Below are 15,502 nucleotides of genomic sequence, written 5' to 3' on the forward strand. Positions count from 1 at the left end.
TGTAGCACGAATGCAAAAAGCAAACCCTGCTGACGTTACCAATGCTCAGCACCAATGGTTCAGCCAAAAAAGCCCAGCAGAAACCTATCGTCCGAACAGCCACACAGACAGTCTGGTGTTGCGGATCGCATAAGCAAGGCCCAGGGGCACCAGCAAAGCCAGGGCCACATAAACCACAAAGGTCAGCATGAACAGGAAAGGTGAACTGGGGTAACCCAGCTTTTTGAAACCATCCAGCAAGATGGGGTGCATCAGGTAGATCTGCAGGCTGTGTTTGCCCAGAAAACCCAGCGGGCCTTTGAACCAGTCGGGGCCTCTGGCAAAACTGTGTGCCAGCCCGAACAGCATCAGGGCAAAGCTGGTGGTGAAAATCCAGTGGGCGATGTTGTACTGGTAATTGTTCACCGGGAGGCCCAGCATGGCATTGAAAGCCAGGGGCAGGTAAAAAGCGTAACCTGCTGCTGCCCCAATGAAAATGTACAGGCGGTAATTGCGCCACACCCACTCAAATTCGCGGTAACGGCTGCCAAAGTACATCCCGAGGGCAAGCGCTGGCATGTACCACCACACCATGGTGGCTGGATAACGGAAGTCGATGATCCCGGTTTCCTTGTTGAGCAGGTACACCCCGATCTGCAAGGCAAAGCTGATCAGGACCACCCGCCAGAAATGCCGTTCTTTGCGCTTCCAGATGGGCACAAAAAGGGGAAACAGGGCATAGAACTGCAGGGCAATCAACAGGAAATACAGATGATAGTAGCCTTTGCCGTACTGCAGCCAGAACAGCCATTTTTGCCAGTCCAGCAGGTCTCCTCCAAACACCTCAATTTTGTAGATGCCATACAGCAGCGTCCAGATCACATAAGGCATCAGGCTTTTCTTCACCCGTCCCCAGTAAAACCTGCGCACATTGAAGGGTTTGAGCACGGCAGCCTGGGTGAACACCACTGCAGTCATGAACAGAAAAGCAGGCACTGCAAAGTGCAAACTTCGGTTCAGGAAAATCAGGAAAGCATGCAGATGGGAGTTTTCTGTGGAGAAACGGATGCTGAACCCCAGCACGTGGTGGCTCACCACTTCAAGGATGGACAGCCCTCGAAAGATGTCGATGGCCTGAATGCGGGTGGGTCTGGGGCGGGTGGGTCTGGCTGTCACAATCCATCCTTGCTGAAAAAGGTCTCACATCACTGTCACACAAAACACCTGAATTGAGGGAATCACAGGGGCCTCAAGAGTTTTAGCACACCTTGGACATCAACATGCATCTTTCAGGGCCAGAACGCCGAAGCTTCTGTTTGCCTTCAAGGCAGTCTGGTGTTAGATGCAAGCATGACCACAAAAGTTCCAGATGGTTCCCAACTGCACAGTGCATCCCAGACAACACTTGATCATCCATAAAAATCTAAACTGGGTACAGAATGAAAATCCTGCGCCGTTTCTCCTGGCTTTTCTGGTTGCTTTTTGGTCTGCTGGTCGGTTTCCTGATGCCCACCCTCAAACGCCCTGCCCTGCTGCTTCATCAGGATGCCGTTGTTGCTGGAGTGCCCCAGGCCTCCTACACCTCCAGCTTTCACCCTGAACTGGGAGGGTATCTGGACATTGCCCCGACAGGTCCCGTGCGCAACATGCTGATTTTTTATCCGGGTGGATTGGTGAGGCCCCAGGCCTACGAATGGCTGGGGGTGGCCCTGAGCAGTTCTGGAACCCGCACCATCATTCCGGTGTTTCCACTGGATCTGGCCGTCACAGACAAAAACCGTGCAGCAAAACTGCTGACAGGCCTCAAGCCTGATGTTCCTGTTTTGCTGGGCGGACACTCTCTGGGAGGAGCCATGGTTTCCAGTTTTCTGGCCGGTCGTCCTGAAGGCATTGCAGGCCTGATCCTGATGGCCGCTTATCCTCCCAAAGGAGATGACCTGAGCACCCTGAACATCCCTGTGCTGACCCTGGCAGCAGAAAATGACGGTCTGGCAAAACAGCAGGACATTGATGAAAGCCTGAAACAGCTTCCCAGCAACACCCAGAAAACCGTGGTTGAAGGGTCTGTGCATGCTTTCTTCGGTCGCTACGGGCCACAACAGGGCGATGGCCTTCCCACAGTCACCAGAGATCAGGCTGAGCAGCAAATTCTGGCTGCAATTCAAGGATTTCTTACCAAGATCCCCTAGAATCAGGGAGATGCGCACACCCACTTTGATTGCCGATGAATTGCGCAGCATGGCCCACGCAGGCCTGCTGTATTCCGGAAATGTTTATGACCAGCACCGTTATCTGAAACTGATGGAACTCAGCGCAGAGGTGGCCCAGCTCGAAATTCCTGCACCAAAACCTCAACTGGTGAAAGCCTACCTGGAACAGGCCACCCACATTTGCCCCCTGATGGGCGCAGATGCCGTGGTGGTCAAAGAAAACCAGATTCTGCTGATTCGACGCAAAGATTCAGGCCTCTGGGCCTTGCCTGGAGGCAACATTGATGTGGGGGAATCTGTTTCTGAGGCTGCAGTGCGAGAGCTTTTTGAGGAAACAGGCCTGAGGGCAACCCCGGTTCGTCTGCTGGGCGTTTTCGATGCAAAAATCTGGAGAGGACGGAGCCTGATGCACTTTTACCAGATGGTCACCCACCTGGACATTCAGGGCGGAGAACTCCAGACCACCATGGAAACCCTGGATGTGAAGTTCTGGCCCCTGGATGCACTCCCAGAACTGGATGAGGGACACCGTCTGATGGTCCCAAAAGCCATCGAGATGCTGAAAAGTGGAGAAACCCATCTGGACCTCCTGACCCCTGAAGACTTGAAAGCCCAGATCCCTCCTGCACCCAGAAAAAGGGCTCAGCCTTTCAGGTACAAAATGATCCGGGGGCTGGTTCATCTGCTCTTTCTGATGCAGCGCACTCCGGCCCCCAGATGAAACCCTGACAGAAATGCGCTCAGTCTGCGCTGTACAAGCTTGAATGAAGTCTGCAGGGTGTGGTAAACTTCTCGCTAGTGTTTTGTGTGTGGTAGCATCAAAACTCCCGGATTATGGCACCGGGGCGAATGACAGAGCTTTCCCCGAAGCAAGAAGTCAAGAGCCAAAACGCTAAACCCCTTCTTTGGAGTTGAGCGATGTTCAAAACCTACGTGCCTGAAAACCATGATGCAAAATGGGTCCTGATTGACGCCGAAGGCAAAACCCTCGGCCGTCTCGCCACTCAAGTGGCCAGCATCCTTCGTGGTAAAAACAAGCCCACTTTCACCCCCAACGAGCTGTGCGGTGACTTTGTCGTTGTGATCAACGCTGGCAAGGTGAACCTGACCGGCGCAAAATTGGACAAGAAAGTCTACACCCGTTACACCGGTTACCAGGGTGGTCTGAAAACGGAAACCGCTCGTGTGGCTCTGGCCAAACACCCCGAGCGCGTGATTGAGCATGCTGTGTTCGGCATGCTGCCCAAGGGTCGCCTGGGCCGCCGCATTCACACCCGTCTGAAAGTCTATGCTGGCGCTGAGCACCCCCACGCTGCCCAGCAACCTGAAAAACTGGAGATCAAATAATGGAACAGTTCTACGGTACTGGTCGTCGTAAGGCTTCTGTCGCCCGTGTTTTCCTGCGCCCTGGCGAAGGCAAAATCGTGGTCAACGACAAAGACTTTCAGCAATACTTCCGTGGTCTGGTGAAGGCCATCTACGCCCTGCAAGGCTTCCGTGAAACCGGCACCCTGGGCCGTTACGATGCCTACATCACCGTTTCCGGTGGTGGCCCCAGCGGTCAGGCCGATGCCATCAAACTGGGCATCGCCCGCGCTCTGGTGCAGGCCAACCCTGACTTCCGTGGCGCACTCAAGCCCAAAGGCTTGCTGACCCGTGACGCCCGTGAAGTCGAGCGCAAGAAAGCCGGTCTCAAAAAGGCCCGCCGCGCTCCCCAGTTCTCCAAGCGTTAATTTTTACCGCTTATCAAACACCCCGAGAAATCTCGGGGTGTTTTTTGTGGCTGCAGGTGATCTACTGCCTTATTTCAAAGCAGGGATGCCAGCTCTCAAAAGAGCTGGCATCTGGTGAACCCCCGAACGGATGCTTCAGGCTTTTTTGGGTGCCACAGCCAGCACAGGCCTTTCGATGGGCGTCGAGAGGATCATGCTGGTGTTGACCATGCCATACATGCTTAGAGCAGAAAGCAGTTTTTCCAGGTGCTCTGCACTAGACACCGCAACCTTGATCATGTGGCTGTCTGATCCTGTCACCACCATGCATTCCATGACTTCCGGGTAGTCTTTGAGGATTTCGGTGACTTTCTGCCAGCGTTCGTTGTTGGAACGGAAGCGGATCAGCGCTTGCAAATTGAGGCCCAGAAACTTGGGGTTGATTTTGACGGAGTAACCCTCAATGCAATTGGAGTCTTCCAGCCTGCGCACCCGTTCAATGGTGGCGGGCAGGGAAAGCCCAATGCGTTTGGAGAGGTCAGTGAAAGTCATGCGAGCATTCTCAGTCAGAGCTTGTAAGATTTTAAGGTCCACCGTGTCAAGCTTGTTATTTTCTTGCATACTTCACTCCTTCTTAAGTAACATATTAACCTATTTTTTGAGAAATGTTAATATTTTGTATTCAAAAAAGAACAGCAGGCAGCTGCCCTGTAGAAGCTTCTTCACCAGGAAGCATGCACATCAAACCTGCACGCTGTAACACCAACCTCCTGCCCTCCTGATGGGGGGCACTTTTTTGCTGGCCCAACCTGGGTATAGTGGGCTATGGATCCTGCTGAGCCGGTGGTGCTGTTTGACGGAGCATGCAATTTATGCAACAGTTCGGTTCAATTCATTCTACTCAATGATCGGTCCAGAAAGCTGCACTTCACCTCTTTGCAAAGCGAGGTGGCCCAGAAACTGTTGCAACAGCACTGGGAGGGTGCCAATCTGCCCGATTCGATCATCCTGATTGATCAGGGCAGGGTGTACGCCCAGAGCGATGCAGCCCTGCACATTGCAGCACACCTGAAATGGCCTTACGCCCTGCTGGGCATGTTTCGCATTGTCCCCAGACCCATCCGGGACGCTGTTTACGACTGGATTGCCCGCAACCGTTACCGCTGGTTTGGCAAACAGGACCAGTGCATGCTGCCCAGACCCGAATGGAAATCCCGTTTTTTGAACTGAGCCACTTCAACAAAACACAGGAGGTTCGATGGACTTCTTAAACGACACTGCCCACCGCCCCTGGCCCCTTCCGAACCGTCCGTGGCTGCTCTACATGGAGTGGGGAAACCTGCTGTTTCTGCATTACCCGGTGCATCCAGACGTGCTGCTGCCCCACATTCCTGCAGGCCTGACCCTGGAAACATACAACGGTTTTGCCTGGTTGAGTGTGGTGCCTTTCAAGATGCAGAACACCCATCCCAGAGGGCTGTTTCCCATTCCAACAGCCTCACATTTTCTGGAGCTCAACCTGAGAACCTATGTGACAGCAAAGAACAGGCCAGGGGTGTTTTTCTTCAGCCTGGATGCCCAGAGTCCTCTGGCGGTGCGGGGAGCACGGATGGGGTTTCATCTGCCCTATTTTGATGCCCGGATGCGCTGGGAAATTCAGAAGGGCTCCACCCGTTACCTCAGCCACAGAACCCACAAAGGAGCCACACCTGGAAGCTTCGAGGCCCATTATCGGCCCCTCTTTCCGCTGCCTCCGGTGGCCAGAGGCTCACTGGACCACTGGCTCACCGAACGTTACTGCCTGTACAGTGCAGATTCAAGAGGGCACCTTTACCGCTGCGACATCCACCACCAACCCTGGCCCCTGCAGGCCGTGCAGGTCCGGGAGGTGCAGAATTCCCTGGGAGCATTGCTGGGCATTCAATTGCTGAAAGCGGAACTTGCCCACTTCTCCCAGCACCTTTCAGTGGTGGGCTGGGGTCTGGAGCGGGTCCAGTGAAGGCCTGACCTGCAGGTCAGACAAAACACACCTCATGGGCTTCTGTCACCTCTGGAAACTGAAAGCCCTCCACCTGAGCAGCAATCACGCCTGCAGGCACAGCATGTTCACGCATGGTGTTCTGCCTGAGGGCGGTTTCTGGCGAGGTGTGAAAGACCACCAGTTTCACCCAGGCGTGGTAGTCCACCCCCAGGTTGATGAGGCGCTCACGGGAAAGCTTGCGGATGCAGGTGGCATCCCAGACCACCTGCTGCCCGGACCGCAGGGCTTTTTTGAGGTCTTCACGGGCCTGTTGCCAGACCTGACCATTGACGCTCTGGTCTCCCCTGTCGCCAGAGAGGTCCTCACGCAGGTCGTCCATGCTGACCACCACAGCATCCGGGCAGTGTTCTTTCACCCAGGTGCTTTTGCCTGAACCGCTCAGACCACACAAAATCAGCAGTTCAGAAGGCCGGTTGCGCCACCGGAAAGAACGGGAGATGGCTTCCTCCGGGGAAAAAATGTGTCCTTCCTCGTAATCCAGAACAGCACTCTGCTGGATGTAAGGCTCAAAATCCTGCAAAGGTTGCAGCCAATCCTGATAGGGATCCTGTTCCCAGATGTTGTGTTCTTCGCACTGCATCTTGAAAAGGTCCAGCCATTCCATTTGTTCTTGCAGGTCAGGGGCAATTCTGCCCCTCAAATCGGCCTGCTCCAGCCAGTACAGCAACTGCACGTCTGCAATCCGTGCCAGCCTGCGAAAAGCCCTTTCGGGTGCATCCTGGACCATCAGGTGTTTGGGGTCATGGTGGTGCCCGACCAGTCCGAGCACCTGCCGAATCAATGCACCTGAAAATCCAGCAGACCTGAGCCTCAGGGCAATGTGGTCCCGACCCATCACCGCATGCCCGGGTGACACAATGCGACCACCCCGAAAACGGGTGGCTTTTGCCTTGCCAAGGTCATGAAGCACAGCGGACAGCACCAGCACCAGACGCTCCTGGGAGGTGAAGTCCTGCTGGTCCAGAATCTGGTACATCTGCTGCAGCACCATGGAGGTGTGCACCTCTACGGTGCCTTCTGCATGCCACTCCCGGTCCTGGGGGGTGATGTCCAGTTGCGCCATCCAGTCCAGAAACGGGCTCAGGGCGGCTTTCCAGGCTGAATAAGGCACCTCCTTTCCAGCCTGCAGCTGTTCCACACAGCGCTGGACCTGTTTTGCATAAATGGTGTTCAAATTGGTGTTCAGGTTGGTGTTCATGGGGTTTTCCTCAATCCATTGGGAACGACGGCCTGATGCATCCAGTGTTCACTGGTTTGCACGTGGTTGGTCCTGACCCATTTTCCCACCAGACTTCCAAATTCTGCGTAGGAAAAACCCTGAACGGGACGCACCACATACCCTTCGGTGGTGGCGGTGTCAATCTGCAGGCCTTGCACCAGGCGCTCATCCCACAGGCCCCGGTACAGTTCTCTGGGGGTGGGGGCAGCAAGCAATGCAGCCCACTGCAGGGTCTCATCCCAGGTCAGGGACCGGTTCTGCTCATCCCACACCGAAAACAGGTAAAAGTAGGATTCCAGGTCCTGATACACGATGGAGTGCTGTGCGTACATGTTCTCGCCACACAGGCGGTACCCCTGGGGAATCAGGTGTTTGATCTGGCCATGGTAACGCTTGATCCAGTCTCTGGAGGGGTGGTAGCGGTTGTCGACGCTTCTGGCATGCAAATAATTGCGGTAAAGGCTGGTGTTCTCGCCGTCGAGTTTCTCAGTGATGACCACTTCCATGCCTGCCCAGATGCGGGTGTCTGGCAAGATCACATCGTCTGCATCTGCTTTCTGGGACCAGGGAAGGTGGGGGGTTCTGGGGTATTTGGTGTACTGCATGACATCCTCCTGCAACACGAAACAAGGGCCTGACCCTTTTTCAAGGGCAACGCGGGTCCTGGTGGTGGCAGAAAGGTCTTACATGATGGTTCCATTTTAAGAAAGGGCAATTGTTCTGGCATGGGGCTTGTGGCGTAGCCACACTAAGCCATCAGTGCGTTCCAGAAGCCAGCAACAGTTCATTGGGGCCTTCCCAGCCGTCTGGCGTCTGAAAGACCTCCAGTTGTGCTGCCATGTCTACCCAGGCTTTCTGCTGGGTCTGGGGGTCCAGCGTGGACACCAGTTGCATGATGGGAGAGGCCGCCGTCTGAGCAAATTCCATGTAATCCTGCGTGGTAGGCAACCGAAATGGCGCAGGGATTTTCTGGACCCTCACGTCCTTGAAGCCTGCCTCTGCAAACAGGGATGCCAGCAGTCCTGGTTTGCCCAGACTCATCAGTCCTCCGGGCTGATAAGGGTCTCTGGGAGGAAGCCCTGCATGTTTCACAGCTGTGGACATCAGGATGCCCATGGCGGGATTGGCACGGGGTTCAGAGAACACCACCACTGCAGCTTTGCCTCCGGGCTTGAGCACCCTGTGCATGCCTTGCAGAGCCAGCAGCGGATGGGGGCAGAACATCACGCCCAGACGGGAAACAGCAGCGTCAAAACTTCCAGCAGGAAACTCCAGCTGTTCAGCATCTGCCACCTGAACCTCCACCTGGGGCAAACCCGCCTGCTGTGCATTTCTGAGGGCAAGTTGCAAAATGTCTGCCGAGAGGTCTGTGGCCAGCACGTGTCCCTGTGCTCCCACCCGTCTGGCCAGCATCAGGGTCTGGTCTCCTGCTCCAGCAGCCACATCCAGCACTTGAGCACCTTCTTTGATTCCAGATGCATCCATCATGGCTTCGGTGATGTCCAGCAGCCACTGGTGAATCTGGGGAGTCTGCTGGTCCCATCCTGCTGCGGCTTTGTTCCAGCCTTCACGGGTGCGGTTTTTGAATTGCATGCTTGCATCTGCAGATGAATCGGTCATAAGTTTCCTCCTGCAGCCTGGGGCAGGTGGCAAGGACGATCAGGCAGCGATAAAGCATCTTAAACCCACAAAACAAATCCAGGCTGAATGCTGACCCTTTTGATAGTTAATATATTTTTTATAGTAGTAGATTTTATATAGCTATTAAGGTACAATGGTCTCATGAGACGCATCGGCACCGTGCACCTGAACGTGAAAGACCTGAGCAAGCAACTGGCGTTCTACCAGAACGTGCTGGGCATGCAGCAACTGGATGAAAAAGACAACACCGTGACCCTGGGAGCACCTGACCTCCCCCTGGTCACCCTGCACCACACCCCAGACGCCCAGAGGGTCAGGGGCGCAGGGCTGTACCACTTTGCTGTGCTGCTGCCCTCCAGGGCAGACCTGGGACAATTCATCCAGCACATTGCTGAGAAAAAGATTCCCGTGCAGGGGGCCTCAGACCACCATGTTTCAGAAGCCCTGTACATGGCAGATCCGGAAGGCAACGGCATCGAAATCTACCGGGACCGTCCAGAACAGGACTGGGGCCAGAACGGTCAGATCGAGATGACCACCGCCCGCATGGATGTGGAAGGCGTGCTCAGGGCGGCCCATTCTGAACCCTTCACAGGATTGCCTGCTGGAACCATCATGGGGCACATCCATCTGCATGCCTCCAATGTTCCAGAAGCGGCCCGCTTCTACCTGGACAGCCTGAAGATGGAGCACATCGTAGATTACCCAGGTGCCCAGTTCGTGAGTTACGACCATTATCACCACCATGTGGCCGTCAACAGCTGGGCCGGTCAGGGGGTTGCTGCCCACCCGGAAAGCCTGGGCCTGAGGTCCTATGGGCTGTTCACAGATGCCCTGCCTGCTGGCACCACCACCGACCCCAGTGGCATTGTGCTGAACATCAAACCCCTTTCTCTGAACTGAGATCCACCAGTGGGACAACAGACCCGCAAACCTCATGCAGGAGCACAGTACAATGGCGGTCATGAAACGCCTCCTTGTCGCTGTGCTCCTGCTTTCTTCTGTAGCTGTGGCAGCAGGACTGGATGTGGTGGCCAGTCAGACCACAGCAGGCATCTATGACTCCAAACTCACCTCCCGAATCAAAGCCCCGGACAAACGCAAAGTGGTGGTCTGGGCAAAAGGCCTCTCTGAGCTGAAAAGCCAGTACGCAGAACTCAGCTATGACCCGGAAGCCCGCAACCAGACCTACTTTCTGCTGCTGAAAGGCTACTCTGGAACCCTGAAGGAACTGGCCCCGAAGACCACCCGCAAAGGGATTTACCAGACCACTCCAGTGCTGCAAATCTCTGGAGGCATGCTGGATGGAAGTCTGCTGATGCTGCAAAAAAACACCCTCAAAATCTATTCCAGCATTTACGTGCTGCGGTTTGAACCGAAATTGATGCCGTTTTTGAAGTGAATGAGAGCAGAAGGCAGAAGCCATATAAAGGGCGAGGCATGCCGTCTTGTGCTGTACGAGGGACCGCAAATTGGTCCCTCAGCCCGCTCGCCCCTACACCCTTGTTTAACATTTCTCTTGCTGAATCAGGCATGTCTCTCTGTTCGCCTTCTGCCTTCTTGACCCTGCCACGTGAATCCAGATGTTCTGTACTCGGCACTCGGCCCTTGGCCCTCGGCAGTAAGCCCCAACATGTTAGGATACCCGCGTGCCTGACCTTGACCTCGCCCATGTGCTCTCTTACGGAATTCCGCTGTCTTTTCTGGCCGGCCTGATTGATGCCATTGCTGGAGGTGGAGGGGTGATCACCCTGCCCACTTTGCTGTTTATGGGCCTGAGTCCGGGGCAGGTGGTGGCCACCAACAAACTGCTGGCGATCTTTGGCAGTGCCAGTTCCACCTACCAGTACCTCAGGAAAGGCAAGATCGAACTGAACCTGGTGTGGCGTCTGGCCCTGGTTGCCCTGGTGGGCAGTGCCCTGGGAGCACAACTGGTGCTGGGTTTCAAGAACCAGGAGGCCTTCAGGTTGATCATCGCAGGACTGATTGTGGTGGTGGGCATTCTGGTGGTGGCCAACAAGAAAATGGGTCTGGAAAACAATTACGAGGGCCTGAACCGTCGTACACTGCTGGTGGGCGGTCTGGGTGCCCTGTTGATTGGCATGTACGATGGGTTTTTTGGACCAGGCACCGGGACTTTCCTGATGTTTCTGTTCGTGCGTTTTCTGAAGTTCGATTTTGTGGTGGGCAGCGGAAATGCCCGTTTCATCAACTTCATCACCAATCTAGGGGCATTCATCACCTTCCTGATCAGTGGGCAGATGGTCTGGGCAATTGGCCTTGCCATGGGGGTCGCCAATGCGCTAGGCTCCACTCTGGGCGCCCGACTGGCCATTCTGAAGGGAAGCACCTTTGTGAAGGTGATCTACCTGTTGATTGTACTTCTGGTGGTGGCCCGACTGATCTTCGTGCATAATTAATCCCTGAATATGCGAGGTAACCCTGTGATCGAACATCCCGAATACAACCAGGAAGCCGAACAGGCCATCAACATTCTGCTCAGCAGCCACAATGAAAAATCCGATGGTCCTGGATTTGAAGGTCCCCAGCTGGCCATTGTCACTTGCATGGACTACCGCATAAACTTGCGGCTTCCCAAGAATTTTGCTTTTGTGCTGCGCACCGGTGGGGCCAACACCCTGCCCATTGAACCTTACCTGGCCTTCAGTGTGGCCCGCACAGGCATTCACGCTGTGGCCATCATCGGGCACACCGACTGCGCCATGCAGCACCCCAACCCTTACGTGGTGGAGCAGCTGCCTGCCAGCACCGACGTCAAACGGGATTACCGCAGCCAGATTGCTTCTCTGGCCATTCTGGACGCTCCCGAGTACACCCGCAGAGAAGCCAAACGTCTGGCCGAGCGTCTGGGTCTCCCCGTGATTCCCCTGCTGTATCACGTGGAAGACCACAAAATCACCCGACTCTAAACCCAAACCCACAAGGAGGAAACCATGTTGCCCAGTGCGTCTCTGATTGCCTTTGCCCTGATTGCACTGGGCATGGTCCTCACCCCCGGTCCCAACATGATGTATCTGGTGTCCCGGTCCATCTGCCAGGGCCGCAAAGCCGGGATGTACTCTCTGGCGGGTGTGGTGCTGGGCTTTGTGGTTTACCTGCTGCTGGCTGCCTTTGGTCTGACCGCCGTGGTGATGGCAGTGCCTTTTGCCTATGACACCCTGCGGTTTGCTGGAGCGCTGTACCTGGGATATCTGGCCTGGAACACCCTGAAACCCGGAGGCCGATCTCCTTTTCAGGTGAAAGACCTTCCAGAGGATGCTCCAGGCAAACTTTTCCTGATGGGCCTCCTGACCAACCTGCTGAACCCCAAAATTGCTGTGCTGTACCTGTCCTTGCTGCCCCAGTTCATTGATGTGAACAGAGGCCATGTGCTGGAGCAGGGCCTGATCCTGGGGTGCACCCAGATTCTGGTGAGCCTGACCGTCAACACCACCATTGTGCTGCTGGCCAGCAGCATTGCCGCTTTTCTGGGAAAACACCCCCGATGGGCCACCTTCCAGCGTTACCTGATGGGCACCGTTCTGGGCGCACTGGCCGTCAGAATGGCCCTGGAAACCCGCAAAGCCTGAACAGAAGCAACCAGAAGCCCTTCAGCAGTTCTGAAGGGCTTCTGGTTTGGTGGCTTTTCAAGGCTTGTGAAACCCTCACTGGGAACTGTCTGCAGCAAACTGCCCTTCCAGCAGACCCACATCCCAGAGGGCCAGCAACACATCCTGCTCTGGCTGTTCCAGTTGTGCCGTCAGTCGGGCTTTGATGCTGTCCCTGGCAGGAATTTCTGGCTGGTGTTGCAAGAGCTGCAAAGCAAGCAGGATCCGACTGTCTTGAACGGCAGAAACACTGGCAGGAATGCCCAGCACCCGCCCGGCATCACACAACATCAGAAAGGCATCCTGGGCGATCAGGTGCTGCGGGGCAGACCCGGCACCCACAGCCTCGGTGGCCATTTGCCAGGCGTCCCCGGCATCCTGCAAATCCGGAAACAGTTCCACAGCGAGAATGGCAATTTCACCGTACTGACTCAAACAAGCACCTCCACCACTTTCTGAATTCTTTCCTCTAATGTACCTGTTAAAAGGGTGTAAGGGATAGCAAGTTGTTGAAGCAGTTCCATATACCAGTGGTGCTGCTTCCATCTGAACGCTTCACCAGCGCGGGTTCCATCCTGCACAAAAGGAAAATCAGGGGCACACAAAAAAGTGAAGTCATATGGGCGGTGCCTCAGGGCAGAGAGTTCTGGATCTGCCTGACCAAAATAAAAGTGGCTGTACATCCAGGTGGTCAGCGGTGAGGTGTCCGAAAAAAGAAACCTGTTGGCCTGACCTGCCCGCTTTTCTTCCTGCTGCACATGAAATTTGGCAATTTTCAGCATGTCCTCGAAACCCAGGTGTCCCTGCTGCTCCTCCCAGAGGGTGCGACCATATTCAGGCACAACCAGGGTATGCAGTTCTGCTGCCATGCGGCTGGAAAGTGTGCTCTTTCCGGTGGATTCTCCTCCCAGAAAACACACCCGCTGCACAAAATCACGGTACACTTCCGGAGCCAGAAAATCCCGGTGGGCATGGGGATCTGCCCGCACCTGGGTTCCAGAAATCGGCACCTGCAAGCGTTGCAAATCCACCAGCACATGTTTGACCTCGGGTTGAGGTTGATGCAGTGCAAAATAGCGGTTCAGTTCCTCAACAAACCCTTCTCCGTAGTCCTCACTGGTGAACACAGCGTCCAGCGGCTTTTGTGCCAGATGCTCCCACAGAAACGCGCAGAAACGGCGGTGCACCCCAGCCTCCTCTGCATTGAGGGGCAATTCAAAGCGACCCAGGTGGGAGAAATGAAACCTCAGGAATTCCGGGGTGATGACAAACACCTTGCATTGTGGGTAGAGGGTGGTCAGCCAGCGGTGGCATTTTTCAGGTTCACACCCCAGAATTTCCGGATTTGAGTAGGCAAAGATGTAGACCTGCTCGCTCTGGGCCAGGGCTGTGTCGATCAGAAGCTGGTGGCCTTTGTGCAAAGGGGCAAATTTGCCCACAATCAGGCTGTTTTTATAGGGCTTCACGCTTGCTCTGGTTTCGGTACAGTTGCCACCAGGTGTATTGCCCCCAGATGGCATTGAGCAGGAACAAAATGTACACCCCGGAGGTGAAATACCAGCCTTTGGTGGCGTAAAGCGGCACGGCCACGATGTCCACAATGATCCAGAACAGCCAGTTTTCCAGCTTGCGGTTCATCAGCATCAGCTGGGCAATCACACTGCCAGCCATCACGATGGAATCAATGAAGGGATAACTGGCATTGGTGAACCGGTGCAACAACCACCCATATCCCAGGGTCACCAGAACCCCCAGCCCAAAGCAGGTCAGCAGTTGCAGGGCACTGACCCTGGTGATGGGAAGTTCCTGATGGTCTTTGCCTCCTCTGGCCCACACCCACCAGCCATAAATGCTGGTGACAATGTAAAACAGCTGCAGGGTCACATCTGCATACAACTGGCCCTGAAAAAACAAAAGGCCAAACAGCACCACCCCGATGATCCCTGTCCACCAGGTGTGCACGCTGTTGCGGTTGGCCAGCCAAACCGAGATCAGGTAACTGATGTTGGCAGACAGTTCCAGCATGGAAGTGGCTTTCAGTCCAGCCCACACCTGAGCGAAATAATCGGTCATCGTCTTTCACCAGAGCATGAATTTTCTTGCATGTTGCAGCAGTATATCAGGGAAGCAGAAGGCAAAAGGCTTTGGGCAGAAGGCTCTGGTGAAGCCATTTTCTCCCTGCACAGGGATGCTCAGGAAATGGTTTTGATGGAAAGGCCTCCTGCTGCGCTGAAAACCTCGTCATCTTCAGAGTTCTGGAAGGCATGCAGGATTCAGCCAGGGGTCATGACCAGAGTGTAAGGGGAAAGATGGCCGAAAACCACAGGCCCTTTAAACTGCAGGTATGGAACCGTATGCCTTTGATTTGAAAAACATCTTTCTGGGCAAAGACCTTCCCCCGATGTTTTTTCTGGAAATCGTCTTCAGGACAACCGTGATGTACCTCTACACCCTGCTCTTGATCCGCTTGCTGGGAAAACGTGGGGTCAGGCAACTGACTTTTTTTGAATTTGCCCTGATCATTGCCCTGGGGTCTGCTGTGGGGGATGTGATGTTCTACCCGGACGTTCCCCTGCTGCACGGCATGGTGGTGATCACGGTGGTGTCGGTCATCCAGTACATTTTTGCCGTGATCACCGAAAAGAACAGCAAAATTGAACGGGTGCTGGAAAGCTCCCCCAGACGGATGATCTGTGACGGCAGGCTGGAACTTGAAGCCATGCACCGGGAGCGCCTGTCCCAGAATGAGCTGTACTCCTGGCTGCGGGACGATGACATCAGCCACCTGGGAGAGGTGCACCGGGCTTACCTGGAGCCTTCAGGGAGCCTGAGCGTGATCCGTTTTCCCCGCAAGAAAGTCCGTCCGGGCCTGCTCTTGATCCCCAGAGAAGACCCCGATTTCCAGTGCTTTGAAGACACTGCACCGCAAACAGGCACTTACGCCTGCTGGGAATGCGGCAACCTCAGCAAAAAAGACAAAGATGCTGCGCTGGACACCTGTGAATGCGGGGCACGGTCCTGGACGGTGGCAGTAGAACCAGAGTGACCCTCACCCCGCTGCGCTCCCTCTCCTGGCAGGTGGTTGACCTCAC

The 15,502-nt window shown here is 55.1% G+C and carries 20 protein-coding genes; 12 read left to right on the forward strand and 8 right to left on the reverse strand.

The window, feature by feature from the left end:
- Nucleotides 1-84: 84 nt before the first annotated feature.
- A complete protein-coding gene (locus IEY52_RS13870; RefSeq protein ID WP_189003302.1) occupies nucleotides 85-1,155 on the reverse strand; it encodes an acyltransferase in 1,071 nt (356 codons plus the stop codon).
- A gap of 263 nt (nucleotides 1,156-1,418) precedes the next feature.
- On the opposite strand from IEY52_RS13870, the gene IEY52_RS13875 reads away from it, so the two are divergent.
- The 4 genes from IEY52_RS13875 (at nucleotide 1,419) to rpsI (ending at nucleotide 3,922) form a co-directional block, all read left to right on the forward strand.
- The gene (locus IEY52_RS13875) at nucleotides 1,419-2,168 is read left to right on the forward strand and encodes an alpha/beta hydrolase (protein WP_189003303.1); all 750 of its coding nucleotides are present in this window, start codon (nucleotides 1,419-1,421) and stop codon (nucleotides 2,166-2,168) included.
- 10 nt (nucleotides 2,169-2,178) lie between these two features.
- Nucleotides 2,179-2,910 carry an NUDIX hydrolase N-terminal domain-containing protein gene (locus IEY52_RS13880; protein WP_189003304.1) on the forward strand — a complete coding sequence of 244 codons (732 nt, stop codon included), beginning with the start codon at nucleotides 2,179-2,181 and terminating at the stop codon, nucleotides 2,908-2,910.
- Between the two features lie 197 nt (nucleotides 2,911-3,107).
- On the forward strand, nucleotides 3,108-3,536 hold the full coding sequence (rplM, locus tag IEY52_RS13885; RefSeq protein ID WP_189003305.1) for a 50S ribosomal protein L13: 429 nt from the start codon (nucleotides 3,108-3,110) through the stop codon (nucleotides 3,534-3,536).
- Nucleotides 3,536-3,922 carry a 30S ribosomal protein S9 gene (gene rpsI / locus IEY52_RS13890; RefSeq protein ID WP_189003306.1) on the forward strand — a complete coding sequence of 129 codons (387 nt, stop codon included), beginning with the start codon at nucleotides 3,536-3,538 and terminating at the stop codon, nucleotides 3,920-3,922. Before rplM ends, rpsI begins: the two co-directional genes overlap by 1 nt.
- Nucleotides 3,923-4,057: 135 nt before the next feature.
- Here the strand turns inward: rpsI and IEY52_RS13895 are convergent, their stop codons facing one another.
- Nucleotides 4,058-4,522 carry an Lrp/AsnC family transcriptional regulator gene (locus tag IEY52_RS13895; RefSeq protein WP_189003307.1) on the reverse strand — a complete coding sequence of 155 codons (465 nt, stop codon included), beginning with the start codon at nucleotides 4,520-4,522 and terminating at the stop codon, nucleotides 4,058-4,060.
- 204 nt (nucleotides 4,523-4,726) lie between these two features.
- On the opposite strand from IEY52_RS13895, the gene IEY52_RS13900 reads away from it, so the two are divergent.
- Complete coding sequence (locus IEY52_RS13900) at nucleotides 4,727-5,131, forward strand: thiol-disulfide oxidoreductase DCC family protein (protein WP_189003308.1); 405 nt, start codon at nucleotides 4,727-4,729, stop codon at nucleotides 5,129-5,131.
- A 28-nt stretch (nucleotides 5,132-5,159) separates the two neighbouring features.
- The gene (locus IEY52_RS13905; protein ID WP_189003309.1) at nucleotides 5,160-5,900 is read left to right on the forward strand and encodes a YqjF family protein; all 741 of its coding nucleotides are present in this window, start codon (nucleotides 5,160-5,162) and stop codon (nucleotides 5,898-5,900) included.
- 16 nt (nucleotides 5,901-5,916) lie between these two features.
- Here the strand turns inward: IEY52_RS13905 and IEY52_RS13910 are convergent, their stop codons facing one another.
- The 3 genes from IEY52_RS13910 to IEY52_RS13920 all read right to left on the reverse strand — a co-directional run bounded on the left by IEY52_RS13910 (nucleotide 5,917) and on the right by IEY52_RS13920 (nucleotide 8,781).
- Entirely contained in the window at nucleotides 5,917-7,140 is a 1,224-nt protein-coding gene (locus tag IEY52_RS13910; protein WP_189003310.1) for an AAA family ATPase, read from the reverse strand.
- Complete coding sequence (locus tag IEY52_RS13915) at nucleotides 7,137-7,766, reverse strand: RNA ligase family protein (protein WP_189003311.1); 630 nt, start codon at nucleotides 7,764-7,766, stop codon at nucleotides 7,137-7,139. The genes IEY52_RS13910 and IEY52_RS13915 overlap by 4 nt, the downstream gene beginning before the upstream one ends.
- A gap of 151 nt (nucleotides 7,767-7,917) precedes the next feature.
- Nucleotides 7,918-8,781, reverse strand: a complete 864-nt coding sequence (locus IEY52_RS13920) for a class I SAM-dependent methyltransferase (protein ID WP_229684792.1) — start codon at nucleotides 8,779-8,781, stop codon at nucleotides 7,918-7,920.
- Nucleotides 8,782-8,943: 162 nt separating this feature from the next.
- Here IEY52_RS13920 and IEY52_RS13925 point away from each other — a divergent pair, with 162 nt between their 5' ends.
- The 5 genes from IEY52_RS13925 to IEY52_RS13945 all read left to right on the forward strand — a co-directional run bounded on the left by IEY52_RS13925 (nucleotide 8,944) and on the right by IEY52_RS13945 (nucleotide 12,392).
- Entirely contained in the window at nucleotides 8,944-9,705 is a 762-nt protein-coding gene (locus IEY52_RS13925; RefSeq protein ID WP_189003312.1) for a VOC family protein, read from the forward strand.
- A 61-nt stretch (nucleotides 9,706-9,766) separates the two neighbouring features.
- Entirely contained in the window at nucleotides 9,767-10,204 is a 438-nt protein-coding gene (locus IEY52_RS13930) for a hypothetical protein (RefSeq protein ID WP_189003313.1), read from the forward strand.
- Between the two features lie 247 nt (nucleotides 10,205-10,451).
- Nucleotides 10,452-11,222, forward strand: a complete 771-nt coding sequence (locus IEY52_RS13935) for a sulfite exporter TauE/SafE family protein (protein ID WP_229684793.1) — start codon at nucleotides 10,452-10,454, stop codon at nucleotides 11,220-11,222.
- Nucleotides 11,223-11,231: 9 nt separating this feature from the next.
- A complete protein-coding gene (locus tag IEY52_RS13940) occupies nucleotides 11,232-11,732 on the forward strand; it encodes a carbonic anhydrase (protein ID WP_189003314.1) in 501 nt (166 codons plus the stop codon).
- A gap of 24 nt (nucleotides 11,733-11,756) precedes the next feature.
- Nucleotides 11,757-12,392: a LysE family translocator gene (locus IEY52_RS13945; RefSeq protein ID WP_189003315.1), complete on the forward strand. Its 636-nt coding sequence runs from the start codon at nucleotides 11,757-11,759 to the stop codon at nucleotides 12,390-12,392.
- Between the two features lie 75 nt (nucleotides 12,393-12,467).
- Here IEY52_RS13945 and IEY52_RS13950 read toward each other — a convergent pair whose 3' ends face one another.
- Genes IEY52_RS13950 through pnuC form a run of 3 tightly spaced genes read right to left on the reverse strand, consistent with a single transcriptional unit; the run spans nucleotide 12,468 to nucleotide 14,483 of the window.
- A complete protein-coding gene (locus IEY52_RS13950; RefSeq protein ID WP_189003316.1) occupies nucleotides 12,468-12,845 on the reverse strand; it encodes a DUF6979 family protein in 378 nt (125 codons plus the stop codon).
- Nucleotides 12,842-13,876 carry an AAA family ATPase gene (locus tag IEY52_RS13955; protein ID WP_189003317.1) on the reverse strand — a complete coding sequence of 345 codons (1,035 nt, stop codon included), beginning with the start codon at nucleotides 13,874-13,876 and terminating at the stop codon, nucleotides 12,842-12,844. Before IEY52_RS13955 ends, IEY52_RS13950 begins: the two co-directional genes overlap by 4 nt.
- The gene (gene pnuC, locus IEY52_RS13960) at nucleotides 13,863-14,483 is read right to left on the reverse strand and encodes a nicotinamide riboside transporter PnuC (protein ID WP_229684794.1); all 621 of its coding nucleotides are present in this window, start codon (nucleotides 14,481-14,483) and stop codon (nucleotides 13,863-13,865) included. Before pnuC ends, IEY52_RS13955 begins: the two co-directional genes overlap by 14 nt.
- Before the next feature lie 271 nt (nucleotides 14,484-14,754).
- Here pnuC and IEY52_RS13965 point away from each other — a divergent pair, with 271 nt between their 5' ends.
- Nucleotides 14,755-15,456 (forward strand): DUF421 domain-containing protein, encoded by a 702-nt coding sequence (locus IEY52_RS13965; RefSeq protein WP_189003318.1) that lies wholly within the window; start codon nucleotides 14,755-14,757, stop codon nucleotides 15,454-15,456.
- Nucleotides 15,457-15,502 lie beyond the last annotated feature (46 nt).

It is taken from the genome of Deinococcus roseus (assembly GCF_014646895.1).
In the GTDB taxonomy this organism is placed as follows: Bacteria; Deinococcota; Deinococci; order Deinococcales; family Deinococcaceae; genus Deinococcus_C; species Deinococcus_C roseus.